This window comes from Caldanaerobius polysaccharolyticus DSM 13641, assembly GCF_000427425.1.
Classification (GTDB): Bacteria; Bacillota; Thermoanaerobacteria; order Thermoanaerobacterales; family Caldanaerobiaceae; genus Caldanaerobius; species Caldanaerobius polysaccharolyticus.
The window spans coordinates 845,436-860,735 of record NZ_KE386495.1; the positions used below are offsets into that span (position 1 = coordinate 845,436).

12 protein-coding genes are annotated in these 15,300 nt (G+C 36.5%); 11 read left to right on the top strand and 1 reads right to left on the bottom strand.

What is annotated here, in order from left to right:
- Positions 1–97 precede the first annotated feature (97 nt).
- Positions 98–508: a hypothetical protein gene (locus tag CALPO_RS0110700; protein WP_026487316.1), complete on the top strand. Its 411-nt coding sequence runs from the start codon at positions 98–100 to the stop codon at positions 506–508.
- Positions 509–783: 275 nt separating this feature from the next.
- Here CALPO_RS0110700 and CALPO_RS0110705 read toward each other — a convergent pair whose 3' ends face one another.
- The gene (locus CALPO_RS0110705; RefSeq protein WP_026487317.1) at positions 784–1,836 is read right to left on the bottom strand and encodes an IS30 family transposase; all 1,053 of its coding nucleotides are present in this window, start codon (positions 1,834–1,836) and stop codon (positions 784–786) included.
- 628 nt (positions 1,837–2,464) lie between these two features.
- On the opposite strand from CALPO_RS0110705, the gene CALPO_RS0110715 reads away from it, so the two are divergent.
- The 10 genes from CALPO_RS0110715 to csm5 all read left to right on the top strand — a co-directional run bounded on the left by CALPO_RS0110715 (position 2,465) and on the right by csm5 (position 15,298).
- Positions 2,465–3,754 carry an ABC transporter substrate-binding protein gene (locus CALPO_RS0110715; RefSeq protein ID WP_026487318.1) on the top strand — a complete coding sequence of 430 codons (1,290 nt, stop codon included), beginning with the start codon at positions 2,465–2,467 and terminating at the stop codon, positions 3,752–3,754.
- 129 nt (positions 3,755–3,883) lie between these two features.
- Positions 3,884–4,789 carry a carbohydrate ABC transporter permease gene (locus tag CALPO_RS0110720; RefSeq protein WP_026487319.1) on the top strand — a complete coding sequence of 302 codons (906 nt, stop codon included), beginning with the start codon at positions 3,884–3,886 and terminating at the stop codon, positions 4,787–4,789.
- A 17-nt stretch (positions 4,790–4,806) separates the two neighbouring features.
- Positions 4,807–5,634 (top strand): carbohydrate ABC transporter permease, encoded by an 828-nt coding sequence (locus CALPO_RS0110725; protein WP_026487320.1) that lies wholly within the window; start codon positions 4,807–4,809, stop codon positions 5,632–5,634.
- Positions 5,635–5,864: 230 nt separating this feature from the next.
- Positions 5,865–8,075 (top strand): alpha-galactosidase, encoded by a 2,211-nt coding sequence (locus CALPO_RS0110730; protein WP_456059078.1) that lies wholly within the window; start codon positions 5,865–5,867, stop codon positions 8,073–8,075.
- Between the two features lie 125 nt (positions 8,076–8,200).
- On the top strand, positions 8,201–9,217 hold the full coding sequence (gene namA, locus CALPO_RS0110735; protein WP_026487322.1) for an NADPH dehydrogenase NamA: 1,017 nt from the start codon (positions 8,201–8,203) through the stop codon (positions 9,215–9,217).
- Positions 9,218–9,596: 379 nt separating this feature from the next.
- Positions 9,597–11,912, top strand: a complete 2,316-nt coding sequence (cas10, locus tag CALPO_RS0110740) for a type III-A CRISPR-associated protein Cas10/Csm1 (protein ID WP_026487323.1) — start codon at positions 9,597–9,599, stop codon at positions 11,910–11,912.
- An 18-nt stretch (positions 11,913–11,930) separates the two neighbouring features.
- Complete coding sequence (csm2, locus tag CALPO_RS0110745; protein ID WP_051585968.1) at positions 11,931–12,374, top strand: type III-A CRISPR-associated protein Csm2; 444 nt, start codon at positions 11,931–11,933, stop codon at positions 12,372–12,374.
- Between the two features lie 24 nt (positions 12,375–12,398).
- A complete protein-coding gene (gene csm3 / locus CALPO_RS0110750; protein WP_026487325.1) occupies positions 12,399–13,202 on the top strand; it encodes a type III-A CRISPR-associated RAMP protein Csm3 in 804 nt (267 codons plus the stop codon).
- A 10-nt stretch (positions 13,203–13,212) separates the two neighbouring features.
- Positions 13,213–14,157 (top strand): type III-A CRISPR-associated RAMP protein Csm4, encoded by a 945-nt coding sequence (csm4, locus tag CALPO_RS0110755; protein ID WP_026487326.1) that lies wholly within the window; start codon positions 13,213–13,215, stop codon positions 14,155–14,157.
- Positions 14,158–14,161: 4 nt separating this feature from the next.
- The gene (gene csm5 / locus CALPO_RS0110760) at positions 14,162–15,298 is read left to right on the top strand and encodes a type III-A CRISPR-associated RAMP protein Csm5 (RefSeq protein WP_026487327.1); all 1,137 of its coding nucleotides are present in this window, start codon (positions 14,162–14,164) and stop codon (positions 15,296–15,298) included.
- The last annotated feature ends 2 nt before the right edge of the window (positions 15,299–15,300 follow it).

Below are 15,300 nucleotides of genomic sequence, written 5' to 3' on the forward strand. Positions count from 1 at the left end.
ACGATGCTACCGGTGAAATTCTCGGTCTTTATACGACTAAAATCAAGCTAAAGGCCGTGTGGAAAGGCCTTGGGGTACTCTTCAATCACGCCTGCCAGTGGAATTTAAGATTGCATCAATATCTACCATAGACGAAGCTAGTGAGTTTTTAAAAAATTACATTCCTGAATTCAATAAGTTGTTCTCTGTGGAACCTAAAGGAGCTGGATCTGCTTTTCGCCCACTTCCTGACGAGTTAGATCTCGACTGTATATTCTGTATCAAGCAAAAAAGAAAGGTGGATAGAAGCGGCGTATTCTCATTCTACGGTAAACAGTTCAAAATTGAGCCAAAAGAGAACCAACCTTCCATTCCACCCAAAGCAACTATAAACGTATTCATAAGTAGTATATCAGGAGTACGGGTGAAATACAAGGGGGTGGTCTATGAAACGGAATTATTTATTAAGCCTAAGAAGGTTGCGGATAGTGCTCCAAAGAAACGGAAGTCTATTACGAGTTACGTTTGAAGACAACGACCGAGACATACTTGAGATGCTCTGTGAGATATTTCTCGGTAAATACAAGAAAGTGGCTTGACATTTAAGTTCAGTGCATGATCCCCATTCCCACGTTGTCAGACCTCTATTGCAGGAAGGAAACCACTTATGCCGTGAAAAGCCTTGACAACAATGGGCATAGGGGCAAAGTCCCCTAAGTTTTTGTTTTATTAAGTGACATTCTTAAATTGCAATATTAAATGCGACACATTTTTTGGAAACCCGAATGATGTTGGATTTCGAAATCATGAATTTTGAAACTCAGAAGTTAGCCGTTCTATTTCCCTGAAAAAGAGCTCTGCTGGCTGGCGGTAACCAAGGATTTTTCTGGGCAAGGTATTACACCAATTCTGCGCCCGCTCAATTTGTGAAAGCGACAATTCACTGATAGCTGTTCCCTTAGGAATCAACCGCCTGACTAGACCATTGTGCCGCTCATTAGTGGCTCGTTCCCAGGCGGAATAGGGGTGAGCATAGTAAATATCAATCCCATGGACGTTTAAATTGGCAAACTCACTACCGTTATCCGCAGTGATGCTCTTAAACACCCGAGAAAACATAAGACCATACTGGCTTTTTAGCCGCTTTAACGCTTCATCCACTGCCTCAGCAGTTTTGCTTGCCAATGGGAGGAGCAGATGATAACGAGTTTTCCTTTCTGTTAGGGTCAGCAGAACATGATCATTAGAGCGTCTTCCCAGAACAGTGTCGATTTCCCAATGGCCGAACTCCTCGCGCTTTTCAATGCTATCAGGCCGCTCGCTAATACTCTTGCCGAAAAGGCGCTTGTGTTTTCTCAAAGAATTCTTCTTCGGTTTACGTCTGGTTTTTATGAAAAGGTCTATATTGCGGACTTTAAGCAAGCAGCGGTCGATATAGTTGTATAGGGTTTTGGTGCAAACCATGGACGAAGGGTCAAAGAGTTTTTCTCGGCGAGCAGCTCCTACAACAGCATCAGGGGACCATTTGTCTTGAAGTATCTTTTGCTCAGCATATTGGAGGAAGGATTCAACTTGGAGGATCTTACTTTTTCGGCCACAGAAAGAGCGGTTCTTCTCATATACCGCCTGGCCGGTTTCAGGGAAGTATGCTTCATATGTAGTTAGATCTGTGCGGCGTTGAGTTGTGGTGCCACGTTTTATTTCGCGGTAAATGGTGCTGCGATGGCGGCCAAGTTTTTTAGCGATTTGAGATGGTGAGAACCCTTCTTTTAAAAGAGCGCAAATTTTACCTCTTTCATAAGGTGTAAGGTGTTTAAAAGTACGAGGTAATGTGGTATACTCTTGAGTAAGAACCATAGCTGAAACCCTCCGTATGTGTTAGTTTTTTACCAACCAACATCATATCGGGTTTCATGCTATGGTTCAACTATTTTTTGGTGTCGCATTTAATTTTACAATTAACCTATTAAGTGACATTTTCAAAAAATATTGACATGATCTAATAAAGACATTTTAAACGCATATAGGGGAAAAACAGAGAGAAAGTGAGAAAACGTGAGCAATATTCTGAAAAAAAAAAAAACGGAGAATATTCGGCTAATTTGGCTGAATTTGGACTTTGAAAATGTTTTTACAAAGAGATATTATAGTAATCAGAAAGTTTATTAAAGAGTTTAAAAAAGATAAAATAAATTTAATAAGATATGGTGTGATATTTGTTAGAAATGACGTTTAATAGGGAGTGATTAGTTAATGTATTAAAGTATTTACTTGAGAATGTTAAAATAAGGATTATATTTAAGCAGCAAGGGGAGGTGTTCTTGTAACAGATACAGAAATTTACTATCCTAAGCCGCCTGAAATTGGTGATATTAATAATACTATAATTGCAGGTGATAGCACTATCTCAAGACCTTAAAACAGGTTATTACGGGTAATAGACGTTGAGAAATTAATTAAATAAAAGTTGAGAGGGGTATGAAAAATGGGGGGAAATTTAAAAAAAGTAATTGCATTAGTAATTAGCTTGGCTGTAATTACTATTGTTCTACCAGGATGTGGTGGTAGAAGTGTTAACAGCAGTTCGACTTCTTCATCTGGCACTGTAACTATTACATATGCAATTTGGGATAAGAATCAAGAACCTGGAATGAAGGCCATAGCAGACGTATTTCATAAGAAATATCCTAATATTACCGTTAAGGTTGAAGTTACACCTTGGGATCAATATTGGACTAAAATGGATGCAGCTGCTACAGGAGGATCTCTACCGGATGTTTTTTGGATGCATTCAAATAATTTTGTGAAGTATGCTTCAAATGGTATGTTAATGGATATAACAAGTAGAATAAAGTCAAGTAAACTTTTAGATATGAACAAATTTCCTAAAGGATTAGTAGATTTATATACGTTTGATGGAAAGAATTATGCGATACCAAAGGATTATGATACAATTGCTTTATGGTATAACAAAACTATGTTTGATGCTGCCAAGATACCTTATCCAGATGATAGTTGGGATTGGAATAAACTCTTAGAAGTTGCTCGGAAATTAACTAATCCAAACAAGGGTGTTTATGGTTTTGTAGCTCCAGAAGATGCTCAGCAAGGATATTACAATTTTATATATCAAAATGGTGGATATGTAATATCTCCTGATGGAAAAACATCAGGGTGGAGTCTCCCGGCTACTAAAGAGGCAATACAATGGGATGTGGATTTAAGTACCAAGTATCATGTTTCACCAACTCAAGATCAGTTTGCACAGACAAGTTTTGCGCAGTATTTTGAAGCAGGAAAAGCTGCTATGGGATTATTCGGTTCTTGGATGGTAAGTGAATTTGACGCAAATAGCTATGTAAAAAAGAATTGTGATGTTGCAGTTATACCAAAAGGAAAACAAAGGGCAACTATATATAATGGTTTGGGAAACGTTATTTCCGCTAAAACAAAATACCCAGAGCAGAGTTGGAAATTTCTCGAATTTTTAGGTACACAAGAAGCAAATATGATTCAAGCTAAATACGGCTCAGCAATACCTGCATATGAAGGGACTCAGCAAGGCTGGATAGATCATTTTAAAAACTTTAATGTGAAAGTTTATCCGGAGATGTTAAGTTACGGTGTTCTAATGCCACACTCGAAGACTGCTTCAAAGTGGCAACAAATTGAAAATGATATATTAAAGAAAGTTTGGATGAAACAACTTTCGGTAGATGAGGGATGCAATCAGCTTGCACAACAAGTTAATGCCCTTTTAGCTACTGAAAAATGATATAAATTAAAGAACCAAGTTCTGCTGTGTTAATGCTTAAGCAGTTTGGACTTGGTTCTTAACATAAACTAATAAATCTACATGAAATATACAATGATGGAAGAAACAATAGAAGGAGAAGGATGGAAAATGAACGAATTTAAGCTTAAAAGAGGAAGGAGAAAATGGGAAGATTACCTTTGGGCTTATTTAATGATAGCACCTACAATAATAGGCTTGATAATTCTAAATGTTTGGCCGATACTTCAAACAATATATTTGAGTTTAACTAAGTCAGGTGATTTTGGACATAATCAATTTGTAGGTTTAGAAAATTACAAGCGCTTATTTTTGGATCATGAAGTTATGCGGGCTACTTTGAATACTCTTGAATATGCAATAATTTCTGTTCCAGCAGGTGTATTCCTTTCATTAATTGTTGCGGTTTTGTTAAACTCAAATATAAAAGGAAAAACGATTTATCGTACTATCTATTTTTTACCAGTTATTTCTGCTCCTGCCGCTATCGCTATGGTTTGGAGATGGTTGTACAATTCAGATTTTGGATTGTTTAATTATTTTCTTTCTTTAATGAGCATACACAAAATTAATTGGCTTACCGACCCAAGAATTGCTTTAATTTCAATAATTATTGTTGGAATATGGAGTAGTCTTGGATATAATATGGTAATCTTGCTTGCTGGTTTACAAGAAATACCAATAACTTATTATGAGGCGGCTGAAATTGATGGAGCAGATCCTTTTAGAAAATTTTTTTCTATAACGTTACCTTTGGTATCACCAACTCTGTTTTTTGTAGTAGTTACTTCAGTAATAGGTGCGTTGCAGGTATTTGACTATATATTTATGATGATTGATAGGACAAGTGTGGCTCTGAGCACTACTCAATCTTTAGTGTATTTATTTTATAAATATTCATTTATTATGTATGATAAAAGTTACGGTTCAACTATAGTAGTGTTTTTATTTATAATTATTATGATTATTACTTTAATACAACTTAAATTACAGAAAAAATGGGTATATTATCAATAATGTAGGAGGTATAGATCATGAATAAAAAATTAAAAACTAGTAATATAATTATTCATTTTGTGTTAATAATCGGAGCGATATTAATGATAATCCCATTTTTATGGATGTTTTTAACTTCGTTTAAAACTCTTGCAGAATCTACAACTGTACCACCAACTATAATACCACATCAATTCAAATGGAATAACTATTCAGAAGTTGTCAAATTATTGCCATTTGGAAAGTTTTATTTAAATACAGCATTAATGATAATGTTTAGGATAGTTGGTTCGGTTTTTTTTAGTGCTATGGCAGCTTATGCTTTTGCAAGAATTAAGTTCCCAGGAAGAGATTATCTTTTTATGATAGTACTTATCCAGATGATGGTACCATCACAGATATTTATAGTTCCTCAATATCTTTTAGTTTCAAAATTAGGATTATTAAATACTGTTACAGCGTTGGTGATACCTGGTATAGTAAGTGCTTTTGGAACGTTTCTTTTACGACAGTTTTTTATGGGATTGCCTAATGAACTGGAAGAAGCAGCAATATTAGATGGATGTAACAGATGGCAAATATTTTGGAGTGTTATGCTGCCGCTAACAAAATCTGGATTGATAGCGGTTGGAATATTTACAGCATTGTTTGCTTGGAGAGATTTAATGTGGCCTTTGGTAGTAAATATGTCTGTTGATAAAATGCCGTTATCAGCCGGTCTGGCTTCGCTTCAGGGTCAATATTCTACTAATTTTCCTCAATTAATGGCAGGCTCTATGATAGCGATATGGCCAATGTTATTGATATTTGTAATATTTCAGAAACAGTTTATATCAGGTATTTCTACTACAGGTTTAAAGAGTTAACAGACAAAATTATTTTACGGTAGCAGCTGCTTCGATTACAGCGGTTTTGCCTGTTGTATTTTTATACTTGTTCTTGCAAAAATATTTTATTCAAGGCATGGTAGAGAGTGCAATAAAATGAATAAACTTGACATGTCAATGAAATATTAAAGCTTCCCAAACGCAGCGTATTAAGATATAATTTCAATGGATATACCGTTGTAGGTAAGAGATAATTATCAAAGGAGGGAATGGGCTCTGCCCGAAAAATGGGTATATATTATGACAGTGAAAATAGGGCGTTTTACCTTAACGCTAAGGACACAAGCTACATAATTTGGGTAAACAAGTACGATTACCTTTGCCATGTGTATTTTGGGAAAAAGGTTAGAAGTGTGAATCTGGAAGACCAATTAAAGGTGGTGGACAGGCCTTTTTCGCCCAATCCCATAGAAGGCGATAAGGATTTTTCCCTGGATACGCTGCGGCAAGAATATCCCGCTTACGGTAATTCGGACTATAGGAGCCCCGCTTATCAGGTTCAGCTGGAAAACGGCTCGACGATAACCGATTTAAGGTATCAATCCCACAGGATTTACAGGGGTAAGCCTAAATTAGAGGGATTGCCTGCTACATACGTGGAAAATGACGATGAGGCAGAAACGCTGGAGATTTCACTATACGATAGGGTAGCGGGCTTGAAAGTAGTTCTTTTGTATACCGTTTTTGAGGATTTTGACGTTATCACAAGGTCAGCCCGATTTGAAAACGTGGGGACTCAGGATTTAAAGCTGCTGCGAGCCCTCAGCATGAGCGTAGACTTCAAAGACGATGACTTTGATATGCTCCAGTTATCAGGTGCATGGGCAAGGGAGAGGCATGTGATAAGAAGGCCTCTGGCAAAAGGGATCCAGTCTATAGACAGCACAAGGGGAGCCAGCAGCCATCAGCAAAACCCTTTTATAGCGCTTATGAGAAAAAACGCCGATGAATTTAGCGGCGACGTATACGGCTTTAGCCTGGTATACAGCGGCAGCTTCTTGGCGCAGGTAGAAGTGGACCCCTATAGTGTCGCGAGGGTTTCCATGGGCATAAATCCTTTTGATTTTACCTGGCTTTTAAAGCCCGGCGAAAGATTTCAGACCCCTGAGGTTGTAATGGTTTACTCTGACAGCGGCCTCAATAAGATGTCCCAGACGTATCACAAATTATACAGGACCAGATTGGCAAGAGGAAAATACAGGGATAGAGAAAGGCCGATACTTATCAACAACTGGGAAGCGACTTATTTTAACTTTAATGAAGAAAAGCTCAAGGAGATTGCCAAAACAGCCAGCGAGCTAGGCATTGAACTGTTTGTACTGGATGACGGTTGGTTTGGAAAAAGAAACTCTGACGATAGTTCCTTAGGCGATTGGTTTGTCAACAGAGATAAGCTTCCCAATGGTCTGGAGGGCATCGCAAAATACGCTAATGAAAAGGGAATGAAATTTGGGCTGTGGTTTGAGCCTGAAATGATCTCTCCTGACAGCGAGCTTTACAGGCGCCATCCCGATTGGTGCATCCATGTCCCCGATAGGACGAGGAGCCAGGCCAGAAACCAGCTGGTTTTAGACCTATCCAGGGATGACGTGTGCGACTATGTTATAAAAGCCGTGTCTGATGTTTTAAGAAGTGCCAACATAAGCTATGTTAAGTGGGATATGAACAGGAACATGACGGAGATAGGATCGGCGTTGCTGCCTCCTGGGAGGCAAAGAGAAACAGCTCACAGGTATATATTGGGTCTATATAGAATTCTGGAGGAGATAACCTCAGCATTTCCCGATATACTGTTTGAAAGCTGTGCAGGTGGCGGTGGTCGCTTTGACCCTGGTATGCTCTACTACATGCCTCAGACCTGGACCAGCGACAATACAGATGCCGTAGAGAGGCTTAAGATTCAATACGGGACCAGCATAGTTTATCCCCTTATATCCATGGGTGCCCACGTTTCTGCGGTTCCCAATCATCAGGTAGGAAGGTTGACATCTATACAGATCCGTGGGGATGTGGCTATGTCTGCTAATTTGGGATACGAGCTGGACTTGACCAAGTTAAGCGACGAAGAAAAAGAAGTAGTTAAGGAGCAGGTTAGAAGATATAAAGAGATCAGGAGGATTGTCCAGTTTGGCGATTTTTATCGACTGATAAGCCCCTTTGAGGGCAATGAAGCCGCGTGGTTGATTATAACTGAAGATAAAAGGGAGTTTATACTGTACTACTTCAGGGTACTGGCAGGTGTCAATGAGCCCCTTGGCAGGATTTATTTGAAGGGATTAAACCCGGATTTCAATTATGAATTGCAGGGCTCGGGACGAGTTTACGGTGGGGATGAGCTTATGTACGCAGGGCTAAGACTTCCTCATTTAAATGGGGACTTTAAGAGCTTGATGTGGCATTTTAAAGCGGTTATTAAATAATAACCGCTTTTTCGCGCTCATATGTCCTTGTCTTTGAAGATGATGGAGCCCTTTATTTTTGAGATAATATGTTATAGAATAATACTTAGAGTATGCTCAGAAAGAAGCTTATAGGAGATGATATGATGAGCCTATTGTATACACCTATCAAAATAAAGGACGTACTTATGAAAAACAGGGTAATGATGTCACCCATGTGCATGTATTCTGCGTCCGCCGACGGTATGCCTAATGATTGGCATCTGGTTCATTACGCCACAAGGGCCGTAGGCGGTGTAGGTCTTATAATGCAAGAGGCCACGGCGGTAGAGAGCAGAGGCAGGATTACTGATCGTGATTTGGGTATATGGGACGATGCACATATAGATGGGTTAAAGAAAATAGTATCCCTATGTAAAAGCTACGGAGCTGCAATGGGTATACAGCTGGCCCATGCAGGTCGCAAGTGCGAGGTAATTACTGAAGATGTGGTGGCACCAAGCCCCATAAAGGCCGGTGAAAATTATAAGATGCCGAGAGAGCTATCCGTTGACGACATTCGCTGCATTGTCACGTCTTTTGGCATGGCTGCTAGAAGGGCTGATGAGGCAGGCTATGATATCGTGGAAATCCACGCGGCTCACGGATACCTGATTCACGAATTTTTATCACCTCTTTCTAACAAGCGGACGGACCAGTACGGCGGTAGCCTTGAAAACCGCGTGAGATTTTTAAATGAAATAATAGATGAAGTTAGAAAATATTGGCCTGATAACAAGCCTTTGTTTGTACGAGTCTCGGCTGATGATTATATACCAGGTGGCATAAACATAGATATGATGGTAGACATTGTAAACCACATTAAAGATAGAGTAGATGCAATTGATGTGAGCAGCGGAGGGCTGTTAAGCGCTCATATCGATGTTTACCCCGGCTATCAGATTAAATACGCTCAAGAGATAAAATCCAGATGCAAAATAAAGACTGTAGCAGTAGGGCTTATAACCACACCTGAAATGGCAGAGGAGATAGTTTCCAATAAAAGGGCGGATATGGTGGCACTTGGGAGAGAGCTGCTGAGAAATCCCTACTGGGTATTGCAGTCGGCAGGTCGCCTGCACACCGATGTTGCATGGCCTGTACAGTATGAAAGGGCCAAATAGTCTTGTTTAAAATGGTTAAAAAACTAGCAATAGATGGTCGGTTTCGAATGTAGTGATTATTTTTCCCCATTAAAATGGGGAGCTTTTTATTTCTCTAAAAAGTATTTCAAGGTGCCTTTTAGGATTTAAAGCTTGCTGCGTTGAAAGTTTCTAAATGATCTGATAACTTGGCTTCTTACTTCCTTAAAGAGCTAGGTATCGAACTGTTTACGCTGAGTAATTTACTTACAGGAAAGACTCACCTAGATAGTGTTAACAATAATTTGGTAGTTCGATTTTGTATACTTTTGCAGGAATTTAATATTTTATGTAGAATATTATTACATATATGGTATATATGTAGATATTTTGTATGCCTTTGTATAAAGGAGGTAATAGGTTGGGATTAATTCACAAAAATTTTACTGAAGAAGAGAGAAACTTGTTCTTGGCTTCTATTCTTCATGATATAGGAAAATACTGGCAGAGAACAGGAGATAATAAAGTTAATGAAAAAGTAAAGAAAGTATATAGAGAAATTTATAGAGAAGAAGGGGCTTATAGTCCAAGGCATCAAGAGTGGGGAGCATATTTTTGCGAGACGTATGTAAAAATAAATGAAGTAACTTCAGCTGTTAGGAATCATCATAGACCGATATCAAAAATGGATTATATTATTGCTATTGCAGATAAACTCTCGGCAGTTGAAAGGGATAATAAGAGGTTAGATGATGAAGAAGATGCAAAACAGCTTATTTCGATTTTTTCCGATATAAAATTAGATGGTTTAGGGGCAGAGGGTGCATATTATAAAAAATTAGTACCTTTGTCTGAATTTGTTATGCCTACTCCTGAAATAGACATAAATGTTTCATATAGTTATAAACAATTATGGGATAGATTCATAGAGGATTTTGTCAAGATTAAGAATTTTTCGGATCCGATAGAATTATTAAAGTTTTATCATGTTTTAGAAGAGTATACGTTTAATGTACCTTCAGCCTATTATTATTCAAGGCCTGATATTTCTCTTTGGGCTCATTTAAAGACTACTGCAGCAATTGCATTTTGTCTTTTTAGAGAGTTAGAGGGAAGTAGTGAAAGAGTATATGAGAGAATACATAGTAAGATAATTACACAATCCATTTTTGAAGATGGAGAAGGGGATCTATTTTGTCTTGTAAAAGGGGATATTTCGGGAATTCAGGATTTTGTATACGATACAGAAATGGATGGTGCAACGAAATCCTTAAGGGGTAAATCTTTTTATATATCATATTTAATGGATTTAGTAGCTAAGTATATTTTGATCAATGAAAAGATGCCAATTTGCAATATGATTTATTCTGGCGGAGGGCATTTTTATTTATTGATGCCTGCAAAATTTATAGACAAAATAGATTATTATCAAGAGGTTTTGGATCAGATACTTTTTAATGCCCATGGTCTAAGGCTCTCTATTTTAATCGATGCTGTTCCTGTAAGCATAGAAGACTTAATTAAAAATTTTTCAGATAAGCTAGATGAAGTTGGTATTAAAATAAATGAAAAAAAAGAGAGGAAGTATTTCAGTTTGATATTCAATAATAATTTTAAGTTTTTTGAACCTTATGAAGATAATGGAGATATATGCCCACATTGTGGTAGACCTTTAATTAGTGATAGATGTGATTTTTGCTTTAGTTTCGAAAAGCTTGGTGAGTCTTTGATTAAAGGTAATTATATAGTAGAGCAAATAATTAAACCTTTGGAATCCAGTATAAGAACCTATGATGATGTGTTTAAAGCATTAGGATTTAGAATTGAAATCTCGAGAGAACCCAGAGATGGATTTTGCTATGCTTATAAGAAAGGTGTATTTAAATTTAGAAATTGCTGCGGGTATATAAGGATACCTTCAGAAATGAAAGAAGAAGGTGGGAAAATAATAAATTTTGACGAGGTATCTGATAGGTCTAAAGGATATAAAACATGGGGGATTATAAGAGGTGATGTTGACAACCTTGGAAGGATATTCTATGAAGGGCTTGGAGAAAACAAGTCTATAGCTAGAGTATCAACATTATCATCAGAGCTTTCATTATTTTTCGGTTCTTATTTAGAGAGTTTGCTTAAGGATGAATTTGAATGTTGCTCAGCCATTTATGCTGGTGGTGATGACTTTTTCTTTATTGGTCCTTGGGACAGGCTACCTTATTTAGCATATACTATAAGAGAGAAGTTCACAGAGTTTACAGGGCATAATAGTGCAATAACTATTTCAATGTCTATAGATATTTCACCAGATCGGAAATTTCCACTTTACAAAGTAGCATTAATTTGTGGGGAACATTTGGAAAATGCGAAAATGTATATAAGAAATGGTAAACAAAAGGATTGCCTATCTTTTGCAGGCTACAACGTGGGATGGGAAGAATTCGAAAAACTAAACAGAGTGAAATCTATGTTTGTTAACGCTCTTGAAAAAGGTGTATCACGAATGATGTTAAATATTATTTATAAAGCTGAGGAACAAGAAAGAACAGCTGAAAAATATGGAGAGATGTTTAAATCATGGTGGTTGATTTATCACATTGCTCGATTAGATGAAAGGTATAAAAACACAAAAGATATTATAAATAACATTAAGGATGCATTACTGGAAAAAGGAAATTTACTTTATAAACATACTTATCTTGCGTGCCGTTGGGCAGAAATGGAGACAAGAAATGAATAAATGACGGGAGGGGTAGAAATGCCAAATGATGGTGTAAGTGTAAAAGATAAAAAAAATAAAGAATTAGATGAAAAGATAAATGAAATTAAAAACAAAATAATGGAAAAAATTAATGATGCCATTGATGTAGAAAGAGATCCTAAAGGTGATGTTTTTTTGTTCTGTGCTCAAGAAACCGGCAGATTGCTTGCTTTGAAAGATGTGAGCGTATCGCAAATAAGAAAGGTTTATAGTGAGGCAAGGAGAATTAAATACAATGAAGATGGAATTTATAGACTAAAAATTTTAGAGGCTATGCTCGCATATATGGCAGGTAGGTTTAATAAACAACTTAAAGAATTTAAAGATATTTTTACAAAAGCTATTAGAATAGCAGAAAAAAACGATGACAATTTAAAGAGATTTATTGACTTTTTCCAAGCTGTTATTGCTTATCACAGAGCATTTGGTGGCGATGAGTAATTTTTTGGTGGAGGTGTATTAATAATGGAAGAGTTAAAGTTTCAGGGTAAATATATAATAACTGCTGATATAGTGGCTAAGACAGGATTACATATAGGTTCTTCTGAGAGCAGCCTTGAAATCGGTGGTGTGGATAATTCGGTTATAAAGGATGCTCAGGGAAGGCCTTATATCCCGGGCAGCAGTTTAAAAGGTAAAATGAGGGCGTTGATGGAGTATGCTGAAGGCCTTATAAACCCAGATAATTTAGTTTTTACGGTTGAGAAAAAAGACAACAAAGAAGAAAGTATAAGAATTCACATGTGCGATAAAGTGGATTGTCCTGTTTGTAATATTTTTGGAAGGAATCACGGAAATCATAATTTTGTCAATGGCGGTCCAAAAAAGATTGATAGTGTAATAACCCCTACAAGATTGATTGTAAGGGATGCTTATTTGATTGAGGAAAGTATTACTAAAGAGATGAAAGAGAATCTTGATTTAGATTGGACGGAGGTAAAGTTTGAGAACAATCTAGATAGAATAACATCCAATGCAAATCCTAGGCAAACAGAAAGGGTTCCGGCCGGAGCGCGATTTGAAGGACAGTTTATTTTAAATGTGTTAAATGACGAAGGAACAAAGTATTTAAAAAAATTGCTTGAAGCCATGGAGTTGTTAGAAGATGACTACCTGGGTGGGCAGGGAAGTAGAGGATATGGAAGAATTGCTTTTGAAAATTTAAAAATTGTTTTTAGAAGCAAGGAGTTTTATGAAGGTACAAAAGACGAAGAGATAGTAACTCAAAATTGTGATTGCATAAGAGAGGCATTAAATAAGTTAAAGTGAGGATGAAAAAATGAAGTCATACAGAGTAAAATTGAAATTTAAAGGACCTGTCCACTTTGGGTACAAGGAGAAGATGGATAATGTGACTGAATACATAGTTCATTCAGATACACTCTTTAGCGGTATCTTGAACTGTTATTCGCTCTTATATGGCAAGAAAAGGACAGATGAAATCGTAGAGAGAGTTTTATGTGAAGATCTGCCCTTTAAGTTATCATCCGCTTTTTTATATATAGATGAAGAGTATTTAATTCCTAAACCGATTAATTTGGATTTATCTGCTGTAGTAGGAGATTTTAAGAAAGCTAAAAAAATTAGGTACGTGCCGTTAGATTATAGCTATAAACAAGCCAAAAGTGAGGTTTACATAAAAGGACCTATAATGATAACCAAGAACTATGATAGGATTTTCAGCATTGATGAAAGGCCCAGGGTGACATTGGATAGAATTGAGCACAGTAGCGAGATTTATTATTTAAGTAGTTGTACGTTTGGTGAAAATGTAGGATTATGGTTTTATCTAGACGTTTATGACACAGGTATAGAAAAAGAAATACAGGCAGCAATCAGATTGCTGGGGGACGAAGGATTAGGGGGCGAAAGAACATATGGATTCGGTTTATTTTGTGTAGATTTCTGCGAAGAAAAAGATAATTTTGATTTGGAGTCTGATCAATATCTCCTTCTGTCTTTGTTTCTTCCGTCCGAAGATGATGATTTAAAAGACGGTTTAATAAGCTATGAGCTTACTGAAAGAGGAGGTTATGTATACTCTCCTTTTAGTTCAAACCTGAAGAAGAAAAAGGTAAGGATGTTTTTGGAAGGCAGTGTATTTAAGAAAAAATATAATGGTAAAATTGCTGATGTAACACCAGATAATTTTAATACGCATAAAGTTTTAAGATATGGTATTCCATATTGGAAGCCTATTTTACTTTCTGGTCAGAGGGGTTGATGGAGTGAGGTACGAATTGGAAGTGATATCGCCGTTAAATATAGGAAACGGCACAAGGATTAAAGATTTCGAGTACTTTTTTAGGAACGGCAGGGTTGAGTATATAGATATTTACAAGCTTGTAAAGGATGTTAGTAAAAACGAAAAAAGAGCTGATTATCTCATAAATAGCTTCAATCGACAGGATTTTAGATGGAGTGAAATAAAAGAAAAGATTGGGCTTGAAAATTTGGATAAATATATTTCTGTAGTTTTAGAAGCTAACGGGATTACAGATGTAAAAGGAGAAATTATACCAGTAATTAAAAGTGCCGGGAGGCCTTATATTCCTGGATCTTCAATAAAAGGGGCGATAAGATCTTCAATTACAAGAAGTATTTGGGAAGATGCAGGTACATATTATAAAAATCAAATAGATTATACTATTAGAAAGAAAAATAATCCTAAATATAAATTAGACCCCAAAAAATTAGATGATAAAGCAGAAGAAAAGGTGTTTGGAAAACCACATAATTCACCGTTCAGATATCTAAAGATTTCTGACAGTGATATTTTGTCTAATGATAGTCTTAATATATATGAAGTTAAAATAATGAATATATGTAATGATAGAGTTAAATGGTTTAGCCTAAATAAAAACTACGATAAAAGCGAAGAGGCACTATCGGTTTATATAGAGGCTTTTAAAAGGGGGACCAAGACATATGGCAGTTTTAATCTGGATAAAAAAATATGTGATAGTTTTATGGTAATAGAAGGTAACATTGTAAATTACCAGATACTTAAGATGTTTAAAAAGCTGATAAGGGAGGATATAAATAGATATATAGAAGAGGAGATTGTTTTCTTTACGAAATATGGTTTAACTGAAATTGTAGATTTTTATAAAAACATTAAGATACGAAATGATGAATTAAGAGAAAATGAGATTATGATTCAAATGGGTTTTGCTACGGGATATTTAGGCAAGACTGTCGGTAATTATCTTAATAAGAGTATAAAAGACATTGAAAAATTGAAATTGGTTATGCCACGGACTAAAGTGTATACTCCACTGTTTCCTAAGACGAGGAGAATAATTTTCAAAAATGGGAAACCTGATTGCGTGCCAGGGTGGATTAAACTGACATTTGAAGGATGATA

Coding starts and splice junctions, on each gene's coding strand:
- CALPO_RS0110720 (WP_026487319.1), top strand. CDS start 3,884: ATGAACGAATTTAAGCTTAAAAGAGGAAGGAGAAAATGGGAAGATTAC.
- csm2 (WP_051585968.1), top strand. CDS start 11,931: ATGCCAAATGATGGTGTAAGTGTAAAAGATAAAAAAAATAAAGAATTA.
- CALPO_RS0110705 (WP_026487317.1), bottom strand. CDS start 1,836: ATGGTTCTTACTCAAGAGTATACCACATTACCTCGTACTTTTAAACAC.
- CALPO_RS0110730 (WP_456059078.1), top strand. CDS start 5,865: ATGGGCTCTGCCCGAAAAATGGGTATATATTATGACAGTGAAAATAGG.
- csm3 (WP_026487325.1), top strand. CDS start 12,399: ATGGAAGAGTTAAAGTTTCAGGGTAAATATATAATAACTGCTGATATA.
- CALPO_RS0110725 (WP_026487320.1), top strand. CDS start 4,807: ATGAATAAAAAATTAAAAACTAGTAATATAATTATTCATTTTGTGTTA.
- namA (WP_026487322.1), top strand. CDS start 8,201: ATGAGCCTATTGTATACACCTATCAAAATAAAGGACGTACTTATGAAA.
- csm4 (WP_026487326.1), top strand. CDS start 13,213: ATGAAGTCATACAGAGTAAAATTGAAATTTAAAGGACCTGTCCACTTT.
- CALPO_RS0110715 (WP_026487318.1), top strand. CDS start 2,465: ATGGGGGGAAATTTAAAAAAAGTAATTGCATTAGTAATTAGCTTGGCT.